Origin of the sequence: Empedobacter stercoris, from assembly GCF_020281205.1 — a bacterium.
GTDB lineage: Bacteria > Bacteroidota > Bacteroidia > Flavobacteriales > Weeksellaceae > Empedobacter > Empedobacter stercoris.
This window is the reverse complement of record NZ_JACXZC010000003.1, coordinates 147,442-167,314: the sequence shown is the minus strand read 5'-3', so window position 1 is coordinate 167,314 and position 19,873 is coordinate 147,442. Positions and strand designations below refer to the sequence as shown.

The following is a 19,873-nucleotide window of genomic DNA, read 5'->3' as shown; positions in this document are numbered from 1 at the left end:
TATTTCAAAGTTCAAAGCTATGAAATATTAAATAAAAAATAAAACATTAATGCTTAGACCAACTTGTTTATTGTCAATTATTTAAATATATTGATTATTAAACAGAAAGTAGTTTATCCATTTCTTGAATTATAGGATTCTTATCTTTATCGCCCTCACTTACTAAAACTACTGCATTTCCTTCTCCGTAAGGTTTATAGCGTTTCAAAAAACTTTCACTTTTAAATAATCCGATTGTCTTTGTTGGAGCAGCACAGCTTAAATGCATCATTCCAGAATCAGCAGCAATTACAAATTCACAATTTTTCATTACTGCAGCAATTTCTCTTACATCTTTGCTATAAAAAGTAGGAAGTTTATGTGTTAACATTGAAATATTTTCGACAGGTAAAATCTCAATTAAATTATATTCTTCTGAATATTTTGGATAGAAAACCTCATAAAATTCAGTCCACCAATCGGCTACATAACATTTCGTACCTGTTGCATAGGTGAAAAATGCTAATGTTTTTTTTGCTTTATTTTTAGTCAAATGATCAAGCGTTTCTTTTCCTATTTGAACCTCTTTTTCTGTTAACTGAATATCCAAAGATGGAATGGGAGAATGATCATGCTTATTTTTAAATAATTCTTTAAATTTTCTCAATTGATAAACTGGATATTGTGCTTGATGAAGTTGATTTTCTTGAGTTGTATCAAGTTCAAATTCACTCCCAAAAATTTTATATTTAGAATTCGCAAAAGAAGTAGAAAGTCGACCCGAAGAAGAATTTTTATCAACATTAATGACTAAATCGTACTTTTTTTGTTTGATTTTCATCCACACTTTCGCGTAGTTAATTAATTCTTTAAAAGGTTTTTTGGGTAATTCAATAATTTGATCAACTTGTGGATAATTTTCGAAAATAATTGGAGCAACCTTTCCTTTTACAAATAAATCGATTTTCACCTCTGGAAAATCTTTTATAATTTCTTGTACTAAAGGTGTTATTAACAATAAATTTCCTAAACGTTGGTTAGGTCTGTTTATCAATACTCTTCTTAATTCAAGAGGTTTATCTTTTTCTATTTTCGGCAAATTTCCATCGCCAATACCTCCAGTTAATCCACGCATTATTGTACGTCGAAAATGATTGATTGATTTCTTAAAACTCATTAAAGAATGTTAGTTTGAAGATTACCTATATTGCAATCTAAAATATTTCACGAAACTATGTAAACTATCGGTAATTACAACTATTTTTTTCAAAAAAAAAGACCTCATTTTAGAGGCCTTTGCATTATTTTGTCTTCGTTGGACGAACTTCTATTTTACTTGGTAAAACATTTGAATTCATTTTTAACAAATCAACTATCATTTGTCCTAAATCTTCGGGCTGAATTTTCCATCCATCTTCAGAATTTGGGACATGATCATTGAAGTGAGACGTTACAGAACCAGGCATGATCGTTGTACACTTGATATCATAATTTCTTAAATCTAACATCGCTGCTTGTGTAAACCCTACTACTCCAAATTTTGAAGCATTATATCCAGCACCATTGGCAAAAAAATTAGTTCCTGCTAAAGATGCGATCGAAATATAATAACCTTTTGACACTTTCAAAGCCTCAACAGAAGCTTTTATTGTATGAAAAACACCTGTTAAATTAGTGTCTATCATTGCGTTCCAATCCTCTAAAGAAAGCTCATCTACTGGTGCAAATTTCCCTAAACCAGCATTCGCGATGACGATATCCAATCGACCAAAAGCAGAAATAATTTGTTCTACAGCATTTTGCTCATCTTCGAAATGTCTAACATCTGACTGAATAGCCAAAACATTATCTTTTCCTAAGTATTCGCGTGCTTTTTCGACATCATTTATGTTTCTTCCTGAAATAGCAACTTTAAGTCCATTTTCAACTAAAACTTTTGCTATTCCTAACCCAATTCCTTTTGTTGCTCCTGTAATATACGCGACTTTATTTTCTATATTTTGCATTATAATTATTTTTGATTTAACCAATTCCATTTGCCATCTTTTCGGTAAATATAACCGCCTTCTTTTGCATTTTCTTGATGTACATAAATTGCATCATACTCTAAAGTTACAATTTCATTTTTAGAAACGCCATTTAAATTACGCTTTATTCCATCTTTGTAATTAGAATAAAGAGGCGTTCCTTTTGGAATCATCATCAACGTTCCGAAATCATAATTTTTAATTTTGAACGGATCTTTTTCTCCTCCTAATCCATAAATCTGACTCCCTTTTTTCAAATTATTAACTATATACAGACGCGTATATCCCTTTGTATCAATCATTCGATATAAATAATCAACCACACCATCGCCAAAAAAATTACCTTTTATCGCAAAACATTTGTAAGCAGTTGCCAAATAAAATTCGTTAAATGCAGGATGTGTAGCAATCTCTGTTTCGAACTGATTGATAAAATTTTGTTGTGTAATCAAATAGCCACTAAATGTGTACAAATCATTTTGTAAAACGGCTTCATTCACTCCTTCGTCCAAAATTAATTTAGAAGAACTGATATCAATTTTTACCCAATTTCCACTTTTCGCTTTTCCACTATCTTTGATAGAAAAAGCTTCTCCTTTTTCTAAAATTTTAACAGGATAACCATATGGAATTTTTCCGACACGTTTGCCATTTGGAGCAGTTCTAATCGTCAATCCTTCTTGTGCAATAACTTGATAAATTTCTTGCGAAAACGCAATTGAACTCATCACCAAAAAGAATCCAAAAATTATTTTTTTCATGATGTAAAATTAAAAAGCTTCAAGAAATCTTGAAGCTTTTTGTTGATTTATTTTAAACTAAAATTAGTTAAAATTCGGCTTTCTTTTTTCTATAAAAGCTGTTGTTCCTTCTTTGAAATCATCTTCATCAAATAAATTTCCAAAACTCTGAATTTCAATTTCAAAACCATTGTCTTTATCCGATGCATTTATTGCTTTGATCGCGTGACGAATAGCAACAGAAGAATTCTTTACAATTTTACCTGCAATTTCTTTCGCACGATTTATTAATTCTGCTTGTTCCACTACTTCGTTTACCAATCCCATCTCATACGCACGATCTGCCGTAAACATATCTGCCGTCATAATTGCCTGCATAGCACGACCTTTTCCAATTAATTTTGGTAAACGTTGCGTTCCACCATAACCAGGGATTAAACCTAAAGTAACCTCTGGCAATCCTAACTTTGCATTTGTAGATGCGATACGAAAATGTGAAGCCATCGCCAATTCTAAACCTCCACCTAAAGCGAAACCGTTAACAGCCGCAATAACAGGTTTTGTTAAGTTTTCTACTTTATCAAATACATTTTCTTGCCCTTTCGCAGCCAATTGTTCTCCCTGATGACCATCGAAATTTGCAAACTCTTTGATATCTGCACCTGCTACAAAAGATTTTTCTCCAGAACCTGTCAAAATAATCGCTCGAATTTCATCGTTTGAGCTTGCATTAGTCAAAAAATTAGAAAGATCTTCTAATAAATCTTTGTTCAAGGCATTTAATGCTTGTGGACGATTTAAAGTTACCAATGCGATTTTATTTTCTACTTCAACAATAAGATTGTCATAATTATTTTCCATTTTATTTGTGTTTTTATTATTCTCTCAAAAATATCAATTGTTGAAAGAACTAAAAAATTTATCAAAAAATAATTTGTTGGTTTCAAAATCATTTCTAAATTTGCCTCAATGAATACATTATTTACAAATAACTGGTGGTGGTTAATCGAACAACAAAACGTTGGTTCGTAAGACCTCTATGCAATTATATGTAGAAAAGGCTTGTCGTAACCGACAAGCCTTTTTTTTGTGCTCTAAACCTAAATATTTAGCAAATGAATTTAACTTTTAACATACAGAAAGAAACTGTTTTAGCTGATTTAACGACTCCTGTTCAACTCTATTTGAAGTTGCGAGACATTTATCCAAATGCGTTATTATTAGAAAGTTCAGACTACCATTCGAAGACGGATGCAAATTCATTTATTTGCCTAAATCCGATCGCGACTTTCAAGGTAACGAAAGGAATCGTAAATGAAACTTACAAAAATGGTAAGACGAAAGAGTATGAATTAAAAGGTCAGAATTTAACTGATAAGTTCAAGGAATTTACCGCTCAATTCAATATCCAAAATGGAGAAGATTTACCTGTCAATGGTTTGTTTGGATACATTGCTTGGGATGCTATTCCACATTTCGAAACGGTAAAATTTTCTGCTCAAGGAAATGAAGCGACAATTCCAGAATTTTCTTATTCATTTTATCAAAATATAGTGGTTTTTAATCATTTTCACAACGAAATTCAATTCATCGAATTTCAAAATGAGGAAACTATTTCAAAATTTGCAGAAATTAAAAGTGTCATCAACAACAAGTCAATCATTGAATATCCATTTAATGTGGAAAGTGAAATTGAATCAAATTTAACGGATGAAGAATTCAAAGAAATGGTTACAAAATGCAAACAGTCTTGTTTTCGTGGTGATGTGTTTCAGATTGTTCCTTCAAGACAATTCAAACAAAAATTTTCGGGCGATGAATTTAATGTTTACCGCATTTTACGCTCTGTAAACCCTTCGCCATATTTATTTTATTTCGATTATGGCAACTTTAAAATATTTGGTTCTTCACCAGAAGCACAAATAATCATCAATAATAATCACGCCGAGATTCATCCAATCGCAGGAACAGTTCGTAGAACTGGAAACCCAAATTTGGATAAAGAATTAACCGAAAAATTAATTGCAGACCCGAAAGAAAACGAAGAACACGTAATGTTAGTTGATTTAGCTCGAAATGATTTGAGTAGAAATTCTGCAAATGTTGAAGTGGCTGAATACAAAGAAATTCAATATTTTTCTCATGTGATTCACATGGTTTCAAAAGTAACTGCTCAATTGGATACAAGTGTCAATACCATGAAAATATTCGCAGATTCTTTTCCTGCTGGAACACTTTCTGGGGCACCAAAATTCAAGGCAATGGAATTGTTAGATACCTATGAAAATCAAAATCGTGGTGTTTATGGAGGAGCTATTGGTTATTTAGGATTCAATGGTGATATCAACATGGCAATTGCCATACGCACGTTTGTTAGCAAACAAAATACCTTATATTTTCAGGCTGGTGCTGGAGTTGTTTCCAAATCGGTTGAAGAAAATGAATTACAAGAAGTCAATCATAAATTAGGCGCACTTCGTCGCTCTATCGAAATCGCTCAAAATCTATAAACTATGAAAATTTTAGTCATCGATAATTACGATTCGTTCACTTATAATTTAGTGCATTCATTGAAAAAATATGCAACCGATATCACTGTTGTTCGCAACGATGGAATTTCTTTAGAAGAAGTGAATTTGTATGATAAAATATTACTTTCTCCAGGTCCAGGAATTCCTGACGAAGCTAATTTACTGAAACCTATTATTAAAAAATATGCATCAACCAAATCTATTTTCGGAGTTTGCCTTGGTCAACAAGCAATTGGAGAAGTTTTTGGAGGGAAATTATTAAACACGCAAGAAGTATTTCATGGTGTTAAATCAACCATAAAAGTCATTAAAGATGATATCATATTCAAGAATTTACAAGAGAGTTTAGAAGTTGGACGCTACCATTCTTGGGTTGTTTCGAATGAAAATTTTCCAGACGATTTAGAAATTACCGCAATCGGGCCAAACGAAGAAATAATGGCCTTACGTCACAAAACGTATGATGTGCGAGGAGTTCAGTTTCATCCAGAATCTATTTTAACGCCAGAAGGAGATCAAATGATTAAAAATTGGTTAGAAAATTAAACATGAGAAAGTTATTAAATTTATTATTCGAAAATTATACACTTTCAGAAAAAGAAGCCTATCAAATTATGGTTGATATTTCTGAAGAAAAATATTCGCAAGTAGAATTAGCATCGTTCTTAACTATTTTCAACATGCGAAATATAACATTGGACGAACTGAAAGGTTATCGACGAGCTTTACTGGATTTGTGTGTAAAAATTGATTTACCAAAACAAGCCATTGATGTTGTAGGAACAGGTGGAGACGGAAAAGATACGTTCAATATTTCGACATTGAGTTGTTTTGTTTTAGCAGGAGCTGGCGAAAAAATTATCAAACAAGGAAATTATGGAGCGTCTTCTGTGAGTGGTTCTTCGAATATGTTGGATAGTTTTGGATACGAATTTTCGACCAATCAAGATAAGTTAAAACACGAATTTGAAGAAGTTGGAATTACATTTTTGCATGCACCTCTTTTTCATCCAGCTTTAGCGAAAGTAGCCCCAATCAGAAAAGGATTAGCTGTAAAAACATTCTTCAATTTGATGGGACCTTTGGTAAACCCTATCCAACCAGATTTTCAAAATTTAGGAACATATGACATCAGAACAGCTCGACTTTATCATTATGTGATGCAAAATTCGGGTGTTCATTATTCCATTTCAACAGCTTTAGCTGGTTATGATGAAATTTCATTGACTTCGCCAACAAAAGTGTATAACAACGAAGGAGAATTTATTTTAGAAAGTAAAGATTTTGGACTAAATTCTCTTCAGCCAAATGATATAAAAGGTGGAAAATCAATCGAAGAAAATTCGAAAATATTTTTAAGTGTTTTAGAAGGTAATTCAACTCAAGCACAAAAAGAAGTGGTTTTAGCAAATGCTGCTTTAGCGCTTAAAACAATTTATCCAACCAAAGATTTAATCGAATGTGTAGCAATTGCGAACGAAAGTTTAGACAGTAAAAAAGCATTGAATGTATTCCAAAAACTAATAAGACCATGAAAACGATATTAGATGAAATTGTCGCGCAAAAACGCAAAGAAATTTTAGAAAAAAAGAAAACTCAATCAATCAATAGTTTTAAAAATTCAGAACATTTTAATTCTCCTATTTTATCTGCAAAAGCTTCAATTTTGGATCAATCAACATCAGGAATTATTGCCGAATTTAAACGTAAATCACCTTCAAAAGGGTTTATTAACAAAGATGTATTGGTAAAAGATGTCGTCGTTGGTTACGAAAAGTTTGGCGCTTCAGTAGTTTCTGTTTTGACGGATGAACAATTTTTTGGTGGAAGTTTTGAAGATTTACAACAAGCTAAAGAAATCTTGAATATACCAATTTTAAGAAAGGATTTTATTGTTGATGAGTTTCAAGTGTACGAAACAAAAGCAATTGGCGCCGATTTGATGTTGTTGATTGCAGAATGTTTAACAAAAGATGAAGTCTACAATTTAGCGAAAACAGCAAAGGAAATTGGATTGGAGGTATTATTGGAATTACATTCTGAAGATCAAATGGAAAAAATAAATGAGTTTATTGATTTGATTGGAATCAACAATCGTAATCTAAAAAACTTTGAAGTAGATATCCAAAAATCGAAACAGATTTTAAAACAATTACCACATAATTTAATTAAAGTTGCGGAAAGTGGAATTTCGGATCCTGAAACGGTAAAAGAATTGCGACAAGCAGGTTTTCAAGCTTTTTTGATTGGAGAAAATTTTATGAAGGCAGATAATCCTTCTCAAGCATTTGAACAATTTGTAAAAGCATCAAAATGAAACGATTTCAAGTAAAAGTTTGTGGAAATAATAATCTTGAGAATTTTAAAGAAATTGCTGCAATCGAACCAGATTATGTTGGTTTTATTTTCTATCCCAAATCAAAACGATTTGTAAAAGATAAAGCGATTTTTGACATTTTTCCGAATGCCGAAAAAGTTGGCGTTTTTGTGAATGATTCGATTGAAAATATACTCAAAAAAGTTGAACAATATCAATTAGATGTTGTGCAATTACATGGCGATGAAACAGCTTATTTTTGTGAAAAATTAATTAATCAAAAACACCAACGATTGATAACAGATGAAAACTTTTTAGATTTCAAAATTTGGAAAGCTATAGGAATTCAATCAAAAGATGATTTTCAACAATTAACCACTTATCAACAAGTTATTGATAGCTTTGTATTCGACACAAAATCTTCTGATTACGGTGGAACAGGACGTAAATTCAATTGGCAATTGTTAACAAACTATCAGTTATCAACACCCTTTTTATTAAGTGGAGGAATAGAGCTTGAAGATGCATTACTTTTGAAAAATTTTCAACATCCAAGATGTATTGGATTTGATATTAACAGTGGTTTCGAGTCAGCACCAGGAATTAAAAAAGCTGACGAAGTAAAACAGTTCATCGATACAATTGATGGACGAATTGAACAAAATTAAAAAAAATAAAATGAAATACGAAGTTGACGAAAGAGGGTTTTATGGTGAATTTGGAGGAGCTTTTATTCCAGAATTATTGCATCATAATTGTGAAGAATTATCACAAGCTTTAGAAGATTATGCAGATACAAAAGAATTTAAAGATGAGTTTAATTTGTTATTAAAAGATTACGTTGGACGTCCAAGTCCATTGTATTACGCGCCAAATCTTTCGAAAAAACACAAGGCAAACATCTTACTGAAACGTGAGGATTTAAATCACACAGGAGCACATAAAATCAACAATGCGATTGGTCAAGCGCTTTTAGCAAAACGAATGGGTAAAACCAAAATTATTGCCGAAACAGGAGCGGGACAGCATGGTGTTGCAACGGCAACGGTTTGTGCGTTGATGGGATTAGAATGTATCGTTTTTATGGGTGAAGTAGACATTGCTCGTCAAGCACCTAATGTTGCACGTATGAAAATGTTGGGTGCACAAGTAATTCCCGCAACTTCTGGAAGTAAAACTTTGAAAGATGCGACAAACGAAGCGATTCGTTATTGGATTAATCATCCAGAAACATTTTATATCATTGGTTCTGTTGTTGGACCTCACCCATATCCGGCTATGGTTACGAAATTTCAAGCAATTATTTCAGAAGAGATTAAAGCGCAAATGAAAGAAAAATATGGAAAAGAAAACCCTGATTATGTGATTGCTTGTGTAGGAGGAGGAAGTAATGCTGCTGGAGCTTTTTTTCATTTTTTAAATAACGAAGAGGTGAAATTAATTGCTGTGGAAGCTGCTGGATTAGGTGTAGAATCTGGAGAAACTGCTGCGACAACAATCAAAGGTACAGAAGGTATTATACACGGTAGCCGTACGTTATTGATGCAAGATAAGGACGGTCAAATTGTAGAGCCCTATTCTATTTCTGCTGGATTAGATTATCCTGGAGTTGGACCATTACATGCGCATTTGTTCAAAACTGGTCGCGCAGAATTCTTAAATGCAACCGATGATGAAGCCTTAAAAGCAGCTTTTATGCTGACAAAAGAGGAAGGAATCATCCCTGCTTTAGAATCTTCGCATGCTTTAGCGGCTTTAGAGAAAATTAATTTTAAACCGCAAGACATTGTGGTTCTGAACCTTTCGGGTCGAGGGGACAAGGATTTAGAAACCTATATGAAAGTTTCCGAAAAATATTCTTAAAAATATTTGGTTAATTTTCAAAAATCACCTTACATTTGCACCCACGATAATGAAATCTATCGGGGTGTAGCGTAGCCCGGTCATCGCGCCTGCTTTGGGAGCAGGAGGTCGCAGGTTCGAATCCTGCCACCCCGACAAAATTTTCATCCGAAAAGATTTCATTAACGATAAGAAGACCGAATCGGGGTGTAGCGTAGCCCGGTCATCGCGCCTGCTTTGGGAGCAGGAGGTCGCAGGTTCGAATCCTGCCACCCCGACAAAATTCAACGAATTTTTGGATCGGTCCAGTAGCTCAGCTGGATAGAGCAACTGCCTTCTAAGCAGTAGGTCTCAGGTTCGAATCCTGACTGGATCACAAATTTATTTGAAATAAATTAGGAGAGGTGCCAGAGCGGTAATGGAGCAGATTGCTAATCTGTCATCGGGTAACCGATGCCAGGGTTCGAGTCCCTGTCTCTCCGCTTTATTTCATTTGATGACCAAATCGGGGTGTAGCGTAGCCCGGTCATCGCGCCTGCTTTGGGAGCAGGAGGTCGCAGGTTCGAATCCTGCCACCCCGACAAAAACCTTTGTAGAACTACAAAGGTTTTTTTATTTTAATACGCTTCCTCAATTGCTTTTACCATATTGTACACCAACTCATTATAAGGTGTTGAAATTCCATATTGTTTTCCTAAGGCAATTATTTCACCAGAAAATTCATCAACTTCAGAATATCGTTTTGCTTCACGATCTTGCAACATTGATGTTTTCCCTTGCTCATCGACTATTTTTAGAGTCGCTTTCATTCGATCTACTTCCTTATCCCCAATCTGTACACCATGTGCTTTTCCTACTACAATAACTTCTTCCGACAGTAAATCCATTAATTTATCAAGATGTTGATTTGTTTTGAATGCACCGTACGGAAACTCCAATAAGAACGTTAATTGATTCGCAACAACATTAACCAAATACTTCGCCCATTGCGCATCTTGAATTTCATCCGTTACCATATTTGGAATTTTTGCACCATTCATATACTCACTCAACGAATGTAAACGTTCTTGAAACTTATTCTCAATATGTCCAAAAATAATCTTACCAATACTTCCGTATGTTACCCGATTTTCAACTTTCACAGCATCCATATACGCCACAGCATTAATCACTTTGTCCCAACCAAAGGTATCAGCTAAAATTCGTTCAGAAGATATTCCATTCAACAAACTAATAATCAATGTGTTTTCTCCTACAAAAGGTATTAAATCAACAATCGCCTCTTTTAGTTGATTACTTTTTACAGCAACAAAAATAAAATCAGGATAAATTTCATTTTCTATCCCTATGATATAATCAAAATCATATCTTTTTTCATTCACAAACACCCCTTCAGCTGCGTACTTTTCTTTACGATCTTGATTAACGATTATTTTTATATTCTCTGAATTATAATCATAAAAACTTGCCGCATATTTTGCACCCAATGCACCAAGTCCTAAAAAATAAATTGATTTCATCTTTTTGTTATTTTAAGGATAAATGTAAAATATATTTAATTAACCTAATTCAACGATTATTGAATATTAATCTAAACAAGACAATTCTTTAAAATGTTCTTTTTAAAAATACTTTTTACATATATTTAACAAATTAATACATCACACGTGAGTCAAATAAAAAATACCGAAGAAAAAGAATTGCAAAGAGGTCTTACAAACCGACATATTCAATTAATCGCTTTAGGAGGCGCAATTGGAACTGGTTTGTTTTTAGGGATTGGACCAGCTGCAGTTCTTGCTGGACCATCTGTTATTTTAGGATATGCAATCGCTGGAATTATAGCCTTTTTTATCATGCGACAATTAGGAGAAATGGTAGTTAACGAGCCTGTTTCTGGAAGTTTTAGCCATTTTGCTTATAAATATTGGGGTTCATTTGCTGGATTTGCTTCTGGTTGGAATTATTGGATTCTTTACGTTTTAGTAAGTATGTCGGAATTGACAGCAATCGGAATTTATGTGCAATTCTGGTGGCCCGAAATTCCTTTATGGGCTTCAAGTTTATTCTTTTTTATCGTTATCAATGCGTTGAATTTAGGCTCAGTTAAAATGTTTGGTGAAGCCGAATTTTGGTTTTCAATCATTAAAGTTGTTGCCATTATCGCAATGATTATTTTCGGAGCATACTTATTAATTAGTGGAACTGGAGGCGAACAAGCGACTGTTCAAAATCTTTGGAACAACGGAGGTTTCTTTCCAAAAGGATGGCTCTCTGGGAATAGTGAAGGTGGTTTCAGCGGATTATTAGCCGCTATGGCTCTAATTATGTTCTCTTTTGGAGGCTTGGAATTAATTGGAATCACAGCTGCAGAAGCTAAAAATCCAGAAAAAACAATTCCAAAAGCAACGAATCAAGTGATTTATCGAATCTTAATTTTCTATGTAGGGGCATTAATTATCTTATTTTCTTTGGCTCCTTGGGAAACAATTACAGATAAAAGTAGTCCATTTGTAATGGTTTTTCAAAACTTAAATCACTTAAAACTAGATCTTTTTGGTCATACAATTGATTTTTCAAGATTAATCGCTAATGCGCTAAATGTTATCGTTCTAACTGCTGCTTTATCAGTTTATAACAGCTCTGTTTATAGTAATAGTAGAATGTTATACGGTTTGGCTGAACAGGGAAATGCGCCAAAATTTTTGAAGAAATTAAATAAAAATCACGTTCCAGTGATGGCCATTGCAGTATCTTCTATTTTTGCAGCAATTTGTATTTTCATCAACAAAGTAATTCCAGAAGATGCTTTTCATATTCTAATGTCATTAGTTGTTTCAACATTAGTTATCAACTGGATTATGATCTCGATAACACACCTTAAATATCGAAAACAGAAAGATAAAGAAAACGTAAAAACATTATTCCCTTCGCTTCTGTACCCGATAAGCAATTACCTTTGTTTAATTTTCTTATTTGGTATTTTAATCATCATGTGGTTTACTGGACTTAAAATTTCGGTAGAATTAATTCCAATATGGTTAATCTTTCTATACATTTCTTATCGAATTGTAAAATCAAATAAAAAGAAACACAATTTATAAATACAAAAAATCCGCTCAATAAGCGGATTTTTTAATCGACTTTAGCTCCAAAGCAAACCTATTTTAAATATACTTTTTAATCACCTCAACCAATTGTTCTTTTGGTCGCGCACCACTTTCTTTCCAAAGCAATTCGCTATTCTTGAAAATAGCAAAAGTCGGAACACCTTGCACTTGATAACGTGCCGCTAAATCTTGATATTTATCAACATCCACTTTTAGAATTTTGACATCATCTCCCAATTCCTCTTTTACTTGCTGCAACACAGGTCCCATCATTTGACAAGGTCCACACCAAGTCGCAAAAAAGTCTAAAAGAACGGGTTTATCTGAATTAATAATTTCTTCGAAAGTCATCGTTTTTGATTCTTGTTCGTTATTTGATTTCTCTTTATTTCGATTGAATAAATTTCTAAACATTGTGATATTTTTTTCTATAAATATTCTAAAAAAAGCACTCCCGAAAGAGTGCCTCATAATTAGCTTTACTAATTATTAACCTAACCTATGAAAAATTTATTCTACTGTTAGTGGTACTAACGCTTTAGTATAATCAAATCAAATACCAATTTTAATATATTGATAATCTGTTTATTACATTTAACAAAATTTAAGAAATAAGCTTACGTAAATAGCTCTATTTGAAAATTAATTGTTACAATTCGCAAACAAATTTTGGATTAACTGACTTTATTTCAGTTAGCACTGACATTATTTCTTCTTTTGTTGAATTCGCTTCTAACTTTTTCAATTGATCAGAATTTAAACCAACCATTTGTAAAAAAGTCACTTTACCGTGAGGTGTGTTTATCTCATTTAAATCATCATCTTTTATAAAAGCTAAACCAACAATATCCGTGTCCGTATCTGTTCGAATAGGACCTCCTAATGGTAAATATTGATATTCATCAAACCAAACTTTAGTTTCATTGACAAATCGACCCAAGTTATTCATCAGCTGAACTACCCAGAAAGGATCTTCTCCATTGTCATCTTTTACAGGTTTTACACGAAACGAAAATTCAAATCCCCATTTACTAAATTCTGCTCCTACACTTTCTTCCGAATAATATAAATGCGACATTCCATAGCTCACCAAATGATAATAACCGTTCACATCAAATACAGCCACTCCATCAATTGGATCATCTCCACCTTGAAACGACATTACTTGTGGCGAATAAAATCTTGGTTCTAAAGTTCCATAGACTTCTTTTAAACGATTTTCGATTGCAATCGCACCAACAGCTTGATCTGATTTATATTGTTTTTTATATTCTTCTACATTCATCATACAAAAATAGTTTATCCAAATTAATTCGAGAAGTTAAGACATAAAAAAAGAGAGTTTCTTGTTAGAAACTCTCTTTGTAGTCGTTTTGAAGAGCACAAAATGTTCTACCAAATACTTATAACTTCTTTATACTCTTCTTTGATCTTTTACGATTTTAGAAAAATATTTTTTGATCATAAACTATTATTGAATAGGTAATTTTTCCTATTTTTACTGAGTTACGTTTTGGTTACTTTTGTAATATTTCGTAATATTCAAGAAAAGAAAAAAACTCATTATAGAAGGTGATAATATAAATGAGGATTCTTGATGACAAAAAATAATATCTATCATAAAGATATTGTAGATTATAATTCAGATAATGGAAATTTGACCTTGCATTCGAGAAATCCTAAATCGAAGATTTTACGATTAATCTAAATGATGTGTACCGGATCTTCTATATTATAAAACGAACTTTTTAAAAAAAATATTATAAAACGCTAATTATGAATAATGTTGACAAATTGGATGATATTATGTATAATGAAATTGAATCATTAGAGGATAAAAAATGGTATAAGTATGAATTTGAAAAAAGTAAATTTAAAATAAAAAAAAACAATAACAATATAAAAGTGTTGCCTTATGTAAATTTTTGGTTACGTGCTATTTTTATCGCATTGTTTATAGTTTCTTTCAACATACTTGTAGATTATTTTTTGGAGAAAAGTATTGAAGAAGTTTCTCATAGTCAAAAATATCTTGAATTCATTGATAGGTATATTATAGTTTTTGTAATACTAATTTGTTGTATAATTAATTGGTTGTTCATTGTGGCTAATAAAGATAATGTATATGATAAATTTTGTTCTTTGTTAGAAGAAAAGGGTTTTAAAGTAAGTTAAATAAATTATGAATAGTAATAATGATATATGGATAGTACAGAGAATATTACGCTATATTCTTGCATTAATATTGGGAGGAGTTGTTTTTTTATTAATTTCTTTTTTAGATATTCTATTTATAGAAAAAATATCACCACAATCATTAGAAATTTTATTAGGGAATTATGTAATGCCATTTATAAAAGGTTTTATTTACACTTATGTAGTAATGAAAATTTCTATAGGTCAAAAAGGTAGAATAATAATGGGTTTAATATCTGTATGTTTTATAATTTTTTTTATTTTGGGTAGTTATTATTATGAAATTCAAAAACTACCAGTATTTTACAGATTGTTAGGGAATTATGCAACAATTATAGGTTCATTATCGAGTTTTATTATAGGATGTAAATTTTTAACTGATAAAAAGAAACTTAATTCGACTGTAAATTAAATAAATATGAAGAAAATTTTACTTATTGTTACTTGCTTTTTTATTTTAATAGCTTGTGGAGATTCAAGCAATAATAATGAAATAGAAATTGAATTAATTCAATTAAATGATATTAATAATTGGTATAGTGATAATTATTCTATCAATGAAAAATTTATTAGTAAAAAAGATGGTTTTGAAAACCGAGATGAAAAATCAAAAAAAATATATATAAATGGTTTTAGAAAACAGTTTAATCTAAACACTGATTGGGATTTTATTAATCAATCGTTAGAAGTAAAAGGAACAAATGGTTATAATAAATTAATTGTTATTTCTACTCATTTTGAGAATTTAAAAAACAATCAATTTTTTATTTACAATCAAGTCTTTTACTACTCGAATAATATTGATGATTATGGTTATCAAAATAATTATAAATATCCAGTTCCTTTAGAAATGACTGCTAAAATTTTTGATAAAAATGGAAAAGAAGTAGATGAATTAGAATACCTTACTATTTGGGATGGTGATTTTAGTTCTTATGGAGATATCTGTAATAATATAACTGAATTTGATGATGAAAAATAAAGAAATAATATATTCTGCAACTGCAATAATAATTGCTTTGTTGTTTTGTTTTACTTATTATTTAATAAAAAATAACAGTAATGAAAGATATGTTTTTAATAATAAATATCCTTTGGTATTAGATAAAAAGACAGGCGAAGTTTTTAATTTTAGAAATGGGAAAAAAATAAAAATGCAGGAAGGTGAAAACTATTAAATTCTTGTCAAAAATCCATCGTAAAAAACGATATAAAAATAGGTGTAAAAATGCATGCTTTTAACTATTGTTTACAAATGATAAAAACGCTATTCAGTTTTTGCTGTTTAGCGTTATATTGTTTTTTATATTCTTCTACATTCATCATACAAAAATAGTTTATCCAAATTAATTCGAGAAGTTAAGATATAAAAAAGAGAGTTTCTTGTTAGAAACTCTCTTTGTAGTAGCGAGGACCGGACTCGAACCGATGACCTTCGGGTTATGAGCCCGACGAGCTACCTACTGCTCCACCTCGCGATTTAGTAGCGAGAACAGGACTCGAACCTGTGACCTTCGGGTTATGAGCCCGACGAGCTACCTACTGCTCCATCTCGCGTTATTGGACTGCAAATATACGTTCATTATTTAAAATACCAAATATTATTCCAATTTATTTTATTTTATTCAGACAAATCTAAAGATAACAAGACTCAAATACTTATCTAACAACACTTTAATCACTTAAAAATAATTAAAAATATTTTAATTATTTTTTTTATCTACTTTGATTGGTGGATGCTTTTCAATAAAATCAATCGCTAAATCAGACGAATCTGTCAAAAATAATAAGTCTTTATAAGGTCTTCCTGTTGATAATTGATGCAATACAGAATAAATCGAAGTATCTTCTACATACCTTTTTTTGCTCAAAAATATCATTGGACTGTAATACCCTGATGTTCCGTAATGGTTTTGCGCTGCTTCCTGAAAAATTTCTTGAGTAGTTCCTGCACTTCCTGGCGCATAAACCAATCCGAACAAACTAATGGTTAACAACATATCTTCACGAATACTATTCGAAAAATACTTTGCAATATTTGTTGCAAACAAATTACTTGGCTCGTGTCCGTAAAACCAAGTTGGAATAGCTAAACTTTCAGCACCATTTGGGTAAAGATCCAAAACTTTCTTAGCATTTGTCATATAATTCTTGGCTAAATACTCTGTTTTATTTTCATCTACAAAATCTAAATCTGCTAAAATATGAATTGCATTCATTAGATCTTCGTCTGAATAATTTGCCATATAAGCTCCTAAATTTGCAGCTTCCATAATCCCTGGACCTCCCCCAGAAACTACAAAATATCCTTTCGATGTTGCTAATTTTGCGGCTTTCGCTGTTTCATTATAGAACTCTGAATTGCGCGCTGTAGAATGTCCGCCCATAAACCCAACGACTTTTCGTTTTGTCATTCCCTCATCATCATACTCTAAGATTCTTCGCAAACCATCATCAATTGATAAATCATGCAAACGTTGAGCTAAAGCTTCAGAAACAGAAGGATTATATTTATGTTTTTTGAAATGTTTATAGATTTTTAGATCAATACTTTGGTCATTATTTGGATCGTAACCTTCCATCAACTCTTGCCATGTGTATAATTTTCCTCGATAAGGATTATAAGGAACAGCTTCAAACTTTGGATATATAAAAGCTCCGCGCTCTATTAAATGAATTGCATGATGTTGTCTAAACTTACATCCCAAGAAAGAAGTATTACACAAATTATATTCTTCCCAATTGATCTCGTGACGAATAAAATTAATATCCTGAATAACTTTATTTGTTAAATCTTTGGTTTGAGCAACTAATTCTTCCCACTCATTAATATTATGAACTAAGTCTTTTATTGGTTTAATTTTCATTGGTTTCTTTTAAAATGATTAAAAAAATTGAGAAAATGAATTTACACGAATTATTCCAAACCAACGAATTTGATCCAATAAATATAAAAATTTCATTTTTCTCATCTATCTTTGCACCTTGTTTCATTTCAAAATATAGGGAAATCGTGTGTAACTCACGAGCTGTCGCGCAACTGTAAATCAACAAATTTGATAAGCCAGAATGCCAATTTTGAAATTTTAATTTATAATAAACTTTCGCGAAAAAAGTTCAAAAATTATGTTCTATGAAATTATTAAAACACCACAAAAACATTGTCACAAAATTAAATTTAAGAAAAAGTAACGTGTAAAATTATGATAATGGAAGTGGAAAAAACCCCAAGAGAAGAGTTGATCGAACAACGTATCATCAATTCTGAAACTCGTATTTTCAAAGCTGTTTTTCCAGGAGATACAAACCATCACAACACCATGTTTGGTGGATCAGTCATGTATCTGATGGATGAAATTGCTTTTATGACAGCAACTCGTTTTTGTCGTAAACCTATTGTTACAGTAAGTAGTGATAAAATTGATTTTAAACATTCTATTCCTGCCGGAACTATTGTCGAAATGGTTGGTAAAGTTGTTCGTGTTGGTCGTACAAGTTTGGATGTACAAATTGATATATTCATCGAAAGTATGTACAGAGATGGCCGCGAAAAAGCGATTACTGGAACATTTACGTTAGTTGCTATTAACGAAAACAAAAGACCAGTTCCTGTTATTGACTAACAACGAACTATAGAAAGTTAAAATCCTTTGTCTAAGAGATAAAGGATTTTTTTGATTTTAATTATATAATTGATAATAATCTTAAGGTTTCTTAGTTTTACACTAAACACAAAAAAATGGAATTACCTTTTGCCGAACCATTTCGTATAAAAATGGTCGAAGAAATTTATCAATCTACTCCAGAAGAGCGCGAAAAGTGGATCGAAGAAAAAGACTACAACCTATTTAATCTTGAAAGCCATAAAGTATTTATCGATCTATTAACCGATTCAGGAACTGGAGCTATGTCGGATAAACAGTGGTCTGAGATGATGACTGGAGACGAAAGTTACGCAGGTTCTCAATCATTCTTGAAACTAAAAGAAACAATCAATACAATTACAGGTTTCAAATTTCTTTTACCTACTCATCAAGGTCGTGCAGCGGAAAATGTATTATTTTCGGCACTTGTTAAAGAAGGTCATGTGGTTCCTGGAAATTCACATTTTGACACAACAAAAGGACACATTGAATTTAGAAAAGCACATGCCATTGATTGTACAATTGACGAAGCATTTGATAGCGAATTGATTCATCCATTCAAAGGAAACATCGATTTACAAAAGCTTGAAAATGTCTACAAAGAATATGGCAAAGAAAAAATTCCATTTACTTTAATCACGGTTACGTGTAATTCTTCTGGCGGTCAACCTGTATCTATGGAGAACATTCGTCAAGTACGTGAACTATCTAATCAGTATGAAATTCCTGTCTTTTTTGACGGTGCTCGTTTCGCTGAAAATGCATACTTCATCAAAGAAAGAGAAGAAGAATTTAAGCAGAAAACAATTAAAGAAATTGTTTTGGAAATGTTTTCTTTTGGGGATGGAATGACGATGTCTGCAAAAAAAGATGGTTTGGTAAATATCGGTGGATTTATTGCACTGAATAACGAAGAGCTATATAAAATTTGTGGAAATTTTGGAATTATATACGAAGGATATTTAAGTTATGGAGGATTAGCTGGACGCGATTTAGCTGCCTTAGCACAAGGTTTACAAGAATCAACAGAATATTCGTACTTACAATCTCGTATCAAACAGATCGAATATTTAGGAAATAAATTAATCGAATATGGAATTCCGATTCAACAGCCAATTGGAGGACATGCTATTTTTGTAGATGCTGTAAAATTCTTGCCAAACGTCCCGCGCGAAGAATTTCCTGCACAAACTTTAGGAATTGAATTGTATAAGGAAGCTGGAATTCGAGGTGTAGAAATTGGAACTATTTTGGCTGATCGTGATCCTGAAACAAGAGAAAATCGTTATCCAAAGTTAGAATTGTTGCGTTTAGCCATTCCAAGACGTACTTATTTCCAAAGTCACATGGATTATATCGCAGTAGCATTGAAGAATATTTTCGATCGCCGAAATGAGATTAATTCAGGTTATGAAATTTCGTGGGAATCAGAAATCTTACGACATTTTACCGTTAAATTAAAAAAGAAATAAACAAAAAATCCTTCA

The 19,873-nt window shown here is 31.9% G+C and carries 21 protein-coding genes, 7 tRNA genes and 1 riboswitch; of the genes, 18 read left to right on the top strand and 10 right to left on the bottom strand.

The features are described 5' to 3' along the window. Nucleotides 1–97: 97 nt before the first annotated feature. From IF125_RS02835 to IF125_RS02820, 4 genes are all read right to left on the bottom strand, one after another. The gene (locus IF125_RS02835) at nucleotides 98–1,156 is read right to left on the bottom strand and encodes a glycosyltransferase family 9 protein (RefSeq protein WP_225541438.1); all 1,059 of its coding nucleotides are present in this window, start codon (nucleotides 1,154–1,156) and stop codon (nucleotides 98–100) included. Between the two features lie 124 nt (nucleotides 1,157–1,280). Then, nucleotides 1,281–1,985 (bottom strand): SDR family oxidoreductase, encoded by a 705-nt coding sequence (locus IF125_RS02830; RefSeq protein ID WP_171623878.1) that lies wholly within the window; start codon nucleotides 1,983–1,985, stop codon nucleotides 1,281–1,283. Between the two features lie 5 nt (nucleotides 1,986–1,990). Continuing rightward, nucleotides 1,991–2,767, bottom strand: coding sequence for an SH3 domain-containing protein (locus IF125_RS02825; protein WP_225541437.1), 777 nt, complete (start codon nucleotides 2,765–2,767; stop codon nucleotides 1,991–1,993). Nucleotides 2,768–2,830: 63 nt separating this feature from the next. After that, a complete protein-coding gene (locus tag IF125_RS02820; RefSeq protein ID WP_225541436.1) occupies nucleotides 2,831–3,607 on the bottom strand; it encodes an enoyl-CoA hydratase/isomerase family protein in 777 nt (258 codons plus the stop codon). A gap of 254 nt (nucleotides 3,608–3,861) precedes the next feature. On the opposite strand from IF125_RS02820, the gene IF125_RS02815 reads away from it, so the two are divergent. The 11 genes from IF125_RS02815 to IF125_RS02765 all read left to right on the top strand — a co-directional run bounded on the left by IF125_RS02815 (nucleotide 3,862) and on the right by IF125_RS02765 (nucleotide 10,017). Then, the gene (locus IF125_RS02815) at nucleotides 3,862–5,256 is read left to right on the top strand and encodes an anthranilate synthase component I family protein (protein ID WP_225541435.1); all 1,395 of its coding nucleotides are present in this window, start codon (nucleotides 3,862–3,864) and stop codon (nucleotides 5,254–5,256) included. A 3-nt stretch (nucleotides 5,257–5,259) separates the two neighbouring features. Next, nucleotides 5,260–5,823, top strand: coding sequence for an anthranilate synthase component II (locus IF125_RS02810; protein ID WP_225539152.1), 564 nt, complete (start codon nucleotides 5,260–5,262; stop codon nucleotides 5,821–5,823). A 2-nt stretch (nucleotides 5,824–5,825) separates the two neighbouring features. Continuing rightward, nucleotides 5,826–6,812, top strand: coding sequence for an anthranilate phosphoribosyltransferase (gene trpD / locus IF125_RS02805; protein WP_225541434.1), 987 nt, complete (start codon nucleotides 5,826–5,828; stop codon nucleotides 6,810–6,812). Then, on the top strand, nucleotides 6,809–7,594 hold the full coding sequence (gene trpC / locus IF125_RS02800) for an indole-3-glycerol phosphate synthase TrpC (RefSeq protein ID WP_225541433.1): 786 nt from the start codon (nucleotides 6,809–6,811) through the stop codon (nucleotides 7,592–7,594). The genes trpD and trpC overlap by 4 nt, the downstream gene beginning before the upstream one ends. Beyond that, the gene (locus IF125_RS02795; protein WP_225541432.1) at nucleotides 7,591–8,262 is read left to right on the top strand and encodes a phosphoribosylanthranilate isomerase; all 672 of its coding nucleotides are present in this window, start codon (nucleotides 7,591–7,593) and stop codon (nucleotides 8,260–8,262) included. The genes trpC and IF125_RS02795 overlap by 4 nt, the downstream gene beginning before the upstream one ends. A 10-nt stretch (nucleotides 8,263–8,272) precedes the next feature. Next, a complete protein-coding gene (gene trpB, locus IF125_RS02790) occupies nucleotides 8,273–9,457 on the top strand; it encodes a tryptophan synthase subunit beta (protein ID WP_225541431.1) in 1,185 nt (394 codons plus the stop codon). Between the two features lie 60 nt (nucleotides 9,458–9,517). Then, nucleotides 9,518–9,592: transfer RNA gene (locus IF125_RS02785), tRNA-Pro, on the top strand. Nucleotides 9,593–9,639: 47 nt separating this feature from the next. Continuing rightward, nucleotides 9,640–9,714 (top strand) — tRNA-Pro (locus IF125_RS02780). A 24-nt stretch (nucleotides 9,715–9,738) separates the two neighbouring features. Next, nucleotides 9,739–9,812, top strand: a tRNA-Arg gene (locus IF125_RS02775). Nucleotides 9,813–9,834: 22 nt separating this feature from the next. After that, a tRNA-Ser gene (locus tag IF125_RS02770) sits at nucleotides 9,835–9,918 on the top strand. Nucleotides 9,919–9,942: 24 nt separating this feature from the next. After that, nucleotides 9,943–10,017 (top strand) — tRNA-Pro (locus tag IF125_RS02765). Nucleotides 10,018–10,053: 36 nt separating this feature from the next. Here the strand turns inward: IF125_RS02765 and IF125_RS02760 are convergent. Next, entirely contained in the window at nucleotides 10,054–10,956 is a 903-nt protein-coding gene (locus IF125_RS02760) for a ketopantoate reductase family protein (protein ID WP_225541430.1), read from the bottom strand. Between the two features lie 147 nt (nucleotides 10,957–11,103). On the opposite strand from IF125_RS02760, the gene IF125_RS02755 reads away from it, so the two are divergent. Next, nucleotides 11,104–12,540, top strand: coding sequence for an amino acid permease (locus tag IF125_RS02755; RefSeq protein ID WP_394369875.1), 1,437 nt, complete (start codon nucleotides 11,104–11,106; stop codon nucleotides 12,538–12,540). A 63-nt stretch (nucleotides 12,541–12,603) separates the two neighbouring features. Here IF125_RS02755 and trxA read toward each other — a convergent pair whose 3' ends face one another. Beyond that, nucleotides 12,604–13,017 (bottom strand): thioredoxin, encoded by a 414-nt coding sequence (gene trxA / locus IF125_RS02750; RefSeq protein ID WP_171623888.1) that lies wholly within the window; start codon nucleotides 13,015–13,017, stop codon nucleotides 12,604–12,606. Nucleotides 13,018–13,195: 178 nt separating this feature from the next. Next, nucleotides 13,196–13,834, bottom strand: a complete 639-nt coding sequence (locus IF125_RS02745; protein ID WP_225541429.1) for a suppressor of fused domain protein — start codon at nucleotides 13,832–13,834, stop codon at nucleotides 13,196–13,198. Nucleotides 13,835–14,322: 488 nt separating this feature from the next. Between IF125_RS02745 and IF125_RS02740 the strand changes: the two genes are divergently transcribed. The 4 genes from IF125_RS02740 to IF125_RS02725 are packed head-to-tail and all read left to right on the top strand — an operon-like array spanning nucleotide 14,323 to nucleotide 15,920. Further along, nucleotides 14,323–14,721, top strand: coding sequence for a hypothetical protein (locus IF125_RS02740; protein ID WP_225541428.1), 399 nt, complete (start codon nucleotides 14,323–14,325; stop codon nucleotides 14,719–14,721). Between the two features lie 7 nt (nucleotides 14,722–14,728). After that, nucleotides 14,729–15,154: a hypothetical protein gene (locus IF125_RS02735; RefSeq protein WP_225541427.1), complete on the top strand. Its 426-nt coding sequence runs from the start codon at nucleotides 14,729–14,731 to the stop codon at nucleotides 15,152–15,154. A 6-nt stretch (nucleotides 15,155–15,160) separates the two neighbouring features. Beyond that, on the top strand, nucleotides 15,161–15,724 hold the full coding sequence (locus IF125_RS02730; protein WP_225541426.1) for a hypothetical protein: 564 nt from the start codon (nucleotides 15,161–15,163) through the stop codon (nucleotides 15,722–15,724). Further along, nucleotides 15,714–15,920, top strand: a complete 207-nt coding sequence (locus IF125_RS02725; RefSeq protein WP_225541425.1) for a hypothetical protein — start codon at nucleotides 15,714–15,716, stop codon at nucleotides 15,918–15,920. Before IF125_RS02730 ends, IF125_RS02725 begins: the two co-directional genes overlap by 11 nt. Before the next feature lie 227 nt (nucleotides 15,921–16,147). Here the strand turns inward: IF125_RS02725 and IF125_RS02720 are convergent. The 3 genes from IF125_RS02720 to IF125_RS02710 form a co-directional block, all read right to left on the bottom strand. Continuing rightward, nucleotides 16,148–16,220, bottom strand: a tRNA-Met gene (locus tag IF125_RS02720). A 6-nt stretch (nucleotides 16,221–16,226) separates the two neighbouring features. Then, nucleotides 16,227–16,299 (bottom strand) — tRNA-Met (locus tag IF125_RS02715). A gap of 146 nt (nucleotides 16,300–16,445) precedes the next feature. Beyond that, nucleotides 16,446–17,609 (bottom strand): LOG family protein, encoded by a 1,164-nt coding sequence (locus IF125_RS02710; protein ID WP_171623050.1) that lies wholly within the window; start codon nucleotides 17,607–17,609, stop codon nucleotides 16,446–16,448. Between the two features lie 112 nt (nucleotides 17,610–17,721). Further along, nucleotides 17,722–17,868, top strand: a riboswitch (adenosylcobalamin (AdoCbl) riboswitch). An 83-nt stretch (nucleotides 17,869–17,951) separates the two neighbouring features. On the opposite strand from IF125_RS02710, the gene IF125_RS02705 reads away from it, so the two are divergent. Together IF125_RS02705 and IF125_RS02700 are read left to right on the top strand one after the other, a co-directional pair. Then, nucleotides 17,952–18,365, top strand: a complete 414-nt coding sequence (locus tag IF125_RS02705) for an acyl-CoA thioesterase (protein ID WP_171623049.1) — start codon at nucleotides 17,952–17,954, stop codon at nucleotides 18,363–18,365. Nucleotides 18,366–18,481: 116 nt separating this feature from the next. Beyond that, nucleotides 18,482–19,858 (top strand): tryptophanase, encoded by a 1,377-nt coding sequence (locus IF125_RS02700; RefSeq protein WP_225541424.1) that lies wholly within the window; start codon nucleotides 18,482–18,484, stop codon nucleotides 19,856–19,858. The last annotated feature ends 15 nt before the right edge of the window (nucleotides 19,859–19,873 follow it).

Bases quoted from the DNA above. Each gene is read 5' to 3' on its own strand.
- IF125_RS02810 (WP_225539152.1), top strand. From the start codon at position 5,260: ATGAAAATTTTAGTCATCGATAATTACGATTCGTTCACTTATAATTTA.
- IF125_RS02705 (WP_171623049.1), top strand. From the start codon at position 17,952: ATGGAAGTGGAAAAAACCCCAAGAGAAGAGTTGATCGAACAACGTATC.
- IF125_RS02700 (WP_225541424.1), top strand. From the start codon at position 18,482: ATGGAATTACCTTTTGCCGAACCATTTCGTATAAAAATGGTCGAAGAA.
- IF125_RS02710 (WP_171623050.1), bottom strand. From the start codon at position 17,609: ATGAAAATTAAACCAATAAAAGACTTAGTTCATAATATTAATGAGTGG.
- IF125_RS02795 (WP_225541432.1), top strand. From the start codon at position 7,591: ATGAAACGATTTCAAGTAAAAGTTTGTGGAAATAATAATCTTGAGAAT.
- IF125_RS02730 (WP_225541426.1), top strand. From the start codon at position 15,161: ATGAAGAAAATTTTACTTATTGTTACTTGCTTTTTTATTTTAATAGCT.
- IF125_RS02735 (WP_225541427.1), top strand. From the start codon at position 14,729: ATGAATAGTAATAATGATATATGGATAGTACAGAGAATATTACGCTAT.
- IF125_RS02760 (WP_225541430.1), bottom strand. From the start codon at position 10,956: ATGAAATCAATTTATTTTTTAGGACTTGGTGCATTGGGTGCAAAATAT.
- IF125_RS02815 (WP_225541435.1), top strand. From the start codon at position 3,862: ATGAATTTAACTTTTAACATACAGAAAGAAACTGTTTTAGCTGATTTA.
- IF125_RS02830 (WP_171623878.1), bottom strand. From the start codon at position 1,985: ATGCAAAATATAGAAAATAAAGTCGCGTATATTACAGGAGCAACAAAA.
- IF125_RS02745 (WP_225541429.1), bottom strand. From the start codon at position 13,834: ATGATGAATGTAGAAGAATATAAAAAACAATATAAATCAGATCAAGCT.
- IF125_RS02725 (WP_225541425.1), top strand. From the start codon at position 15,714: ATGAAAAATAAAGAAATAATATATTCTGCAACTGCAATAATAATTGCT.
- trpD (WP_225541434.1), top strand. From the start codon at position 5,826: ATGAGAAAGTTATTAAATTTATTATTCGAAAATTATACACTTTCAGAA.
- trxA (WP_171623888.1), bottom strand. From the start codon at position 13,017: ATGAGGCACTCTTTCGGGAGTGCTTTTTTTAGAATATTTATAGAAAAA.
- trpC (WP_225541433.1), top strand. From the start codon at position 6,809: ATGAAAACGATATTAGATGAAATTGTCGCGCAAAAACGCAAAGAAATT.
- IF125_RS02825 (WP_225541437.1), bottom strand. From the start codon at position 2,767: ATGAAAAAAATAATTTTTGGATTCTTTTTGGTGATGAGTTCAATTGCG.
- IF125_RS02835 (WP_225541438.1), bottom strand. From the start codon at position 1,156: ATGAGTTTTAAGAAATCAATCAATCATTTTCGACGTACAATAATGCGT.
- IF125_RS02740 (WP_225541428.1), top strand. From the start codon at position 14,323: ATGAATAATGTTGACAAATTGGATGATATTATGTATAATGAAATTGAA.
- IF125_RS02820 (WP_225541436.1), bottom strand. From the start codon at position 3,607: ATGGAAAATAATTATGACAATCTTATTGTTGAAGTAGAAAATAAAATC.
- trpB (WP_225541431.1), top strand. From the start codon at position 8,273: ATGAAATACGAAGTTGACGAAAGAGGGTTTTATGGTGAATTTGGAGGA.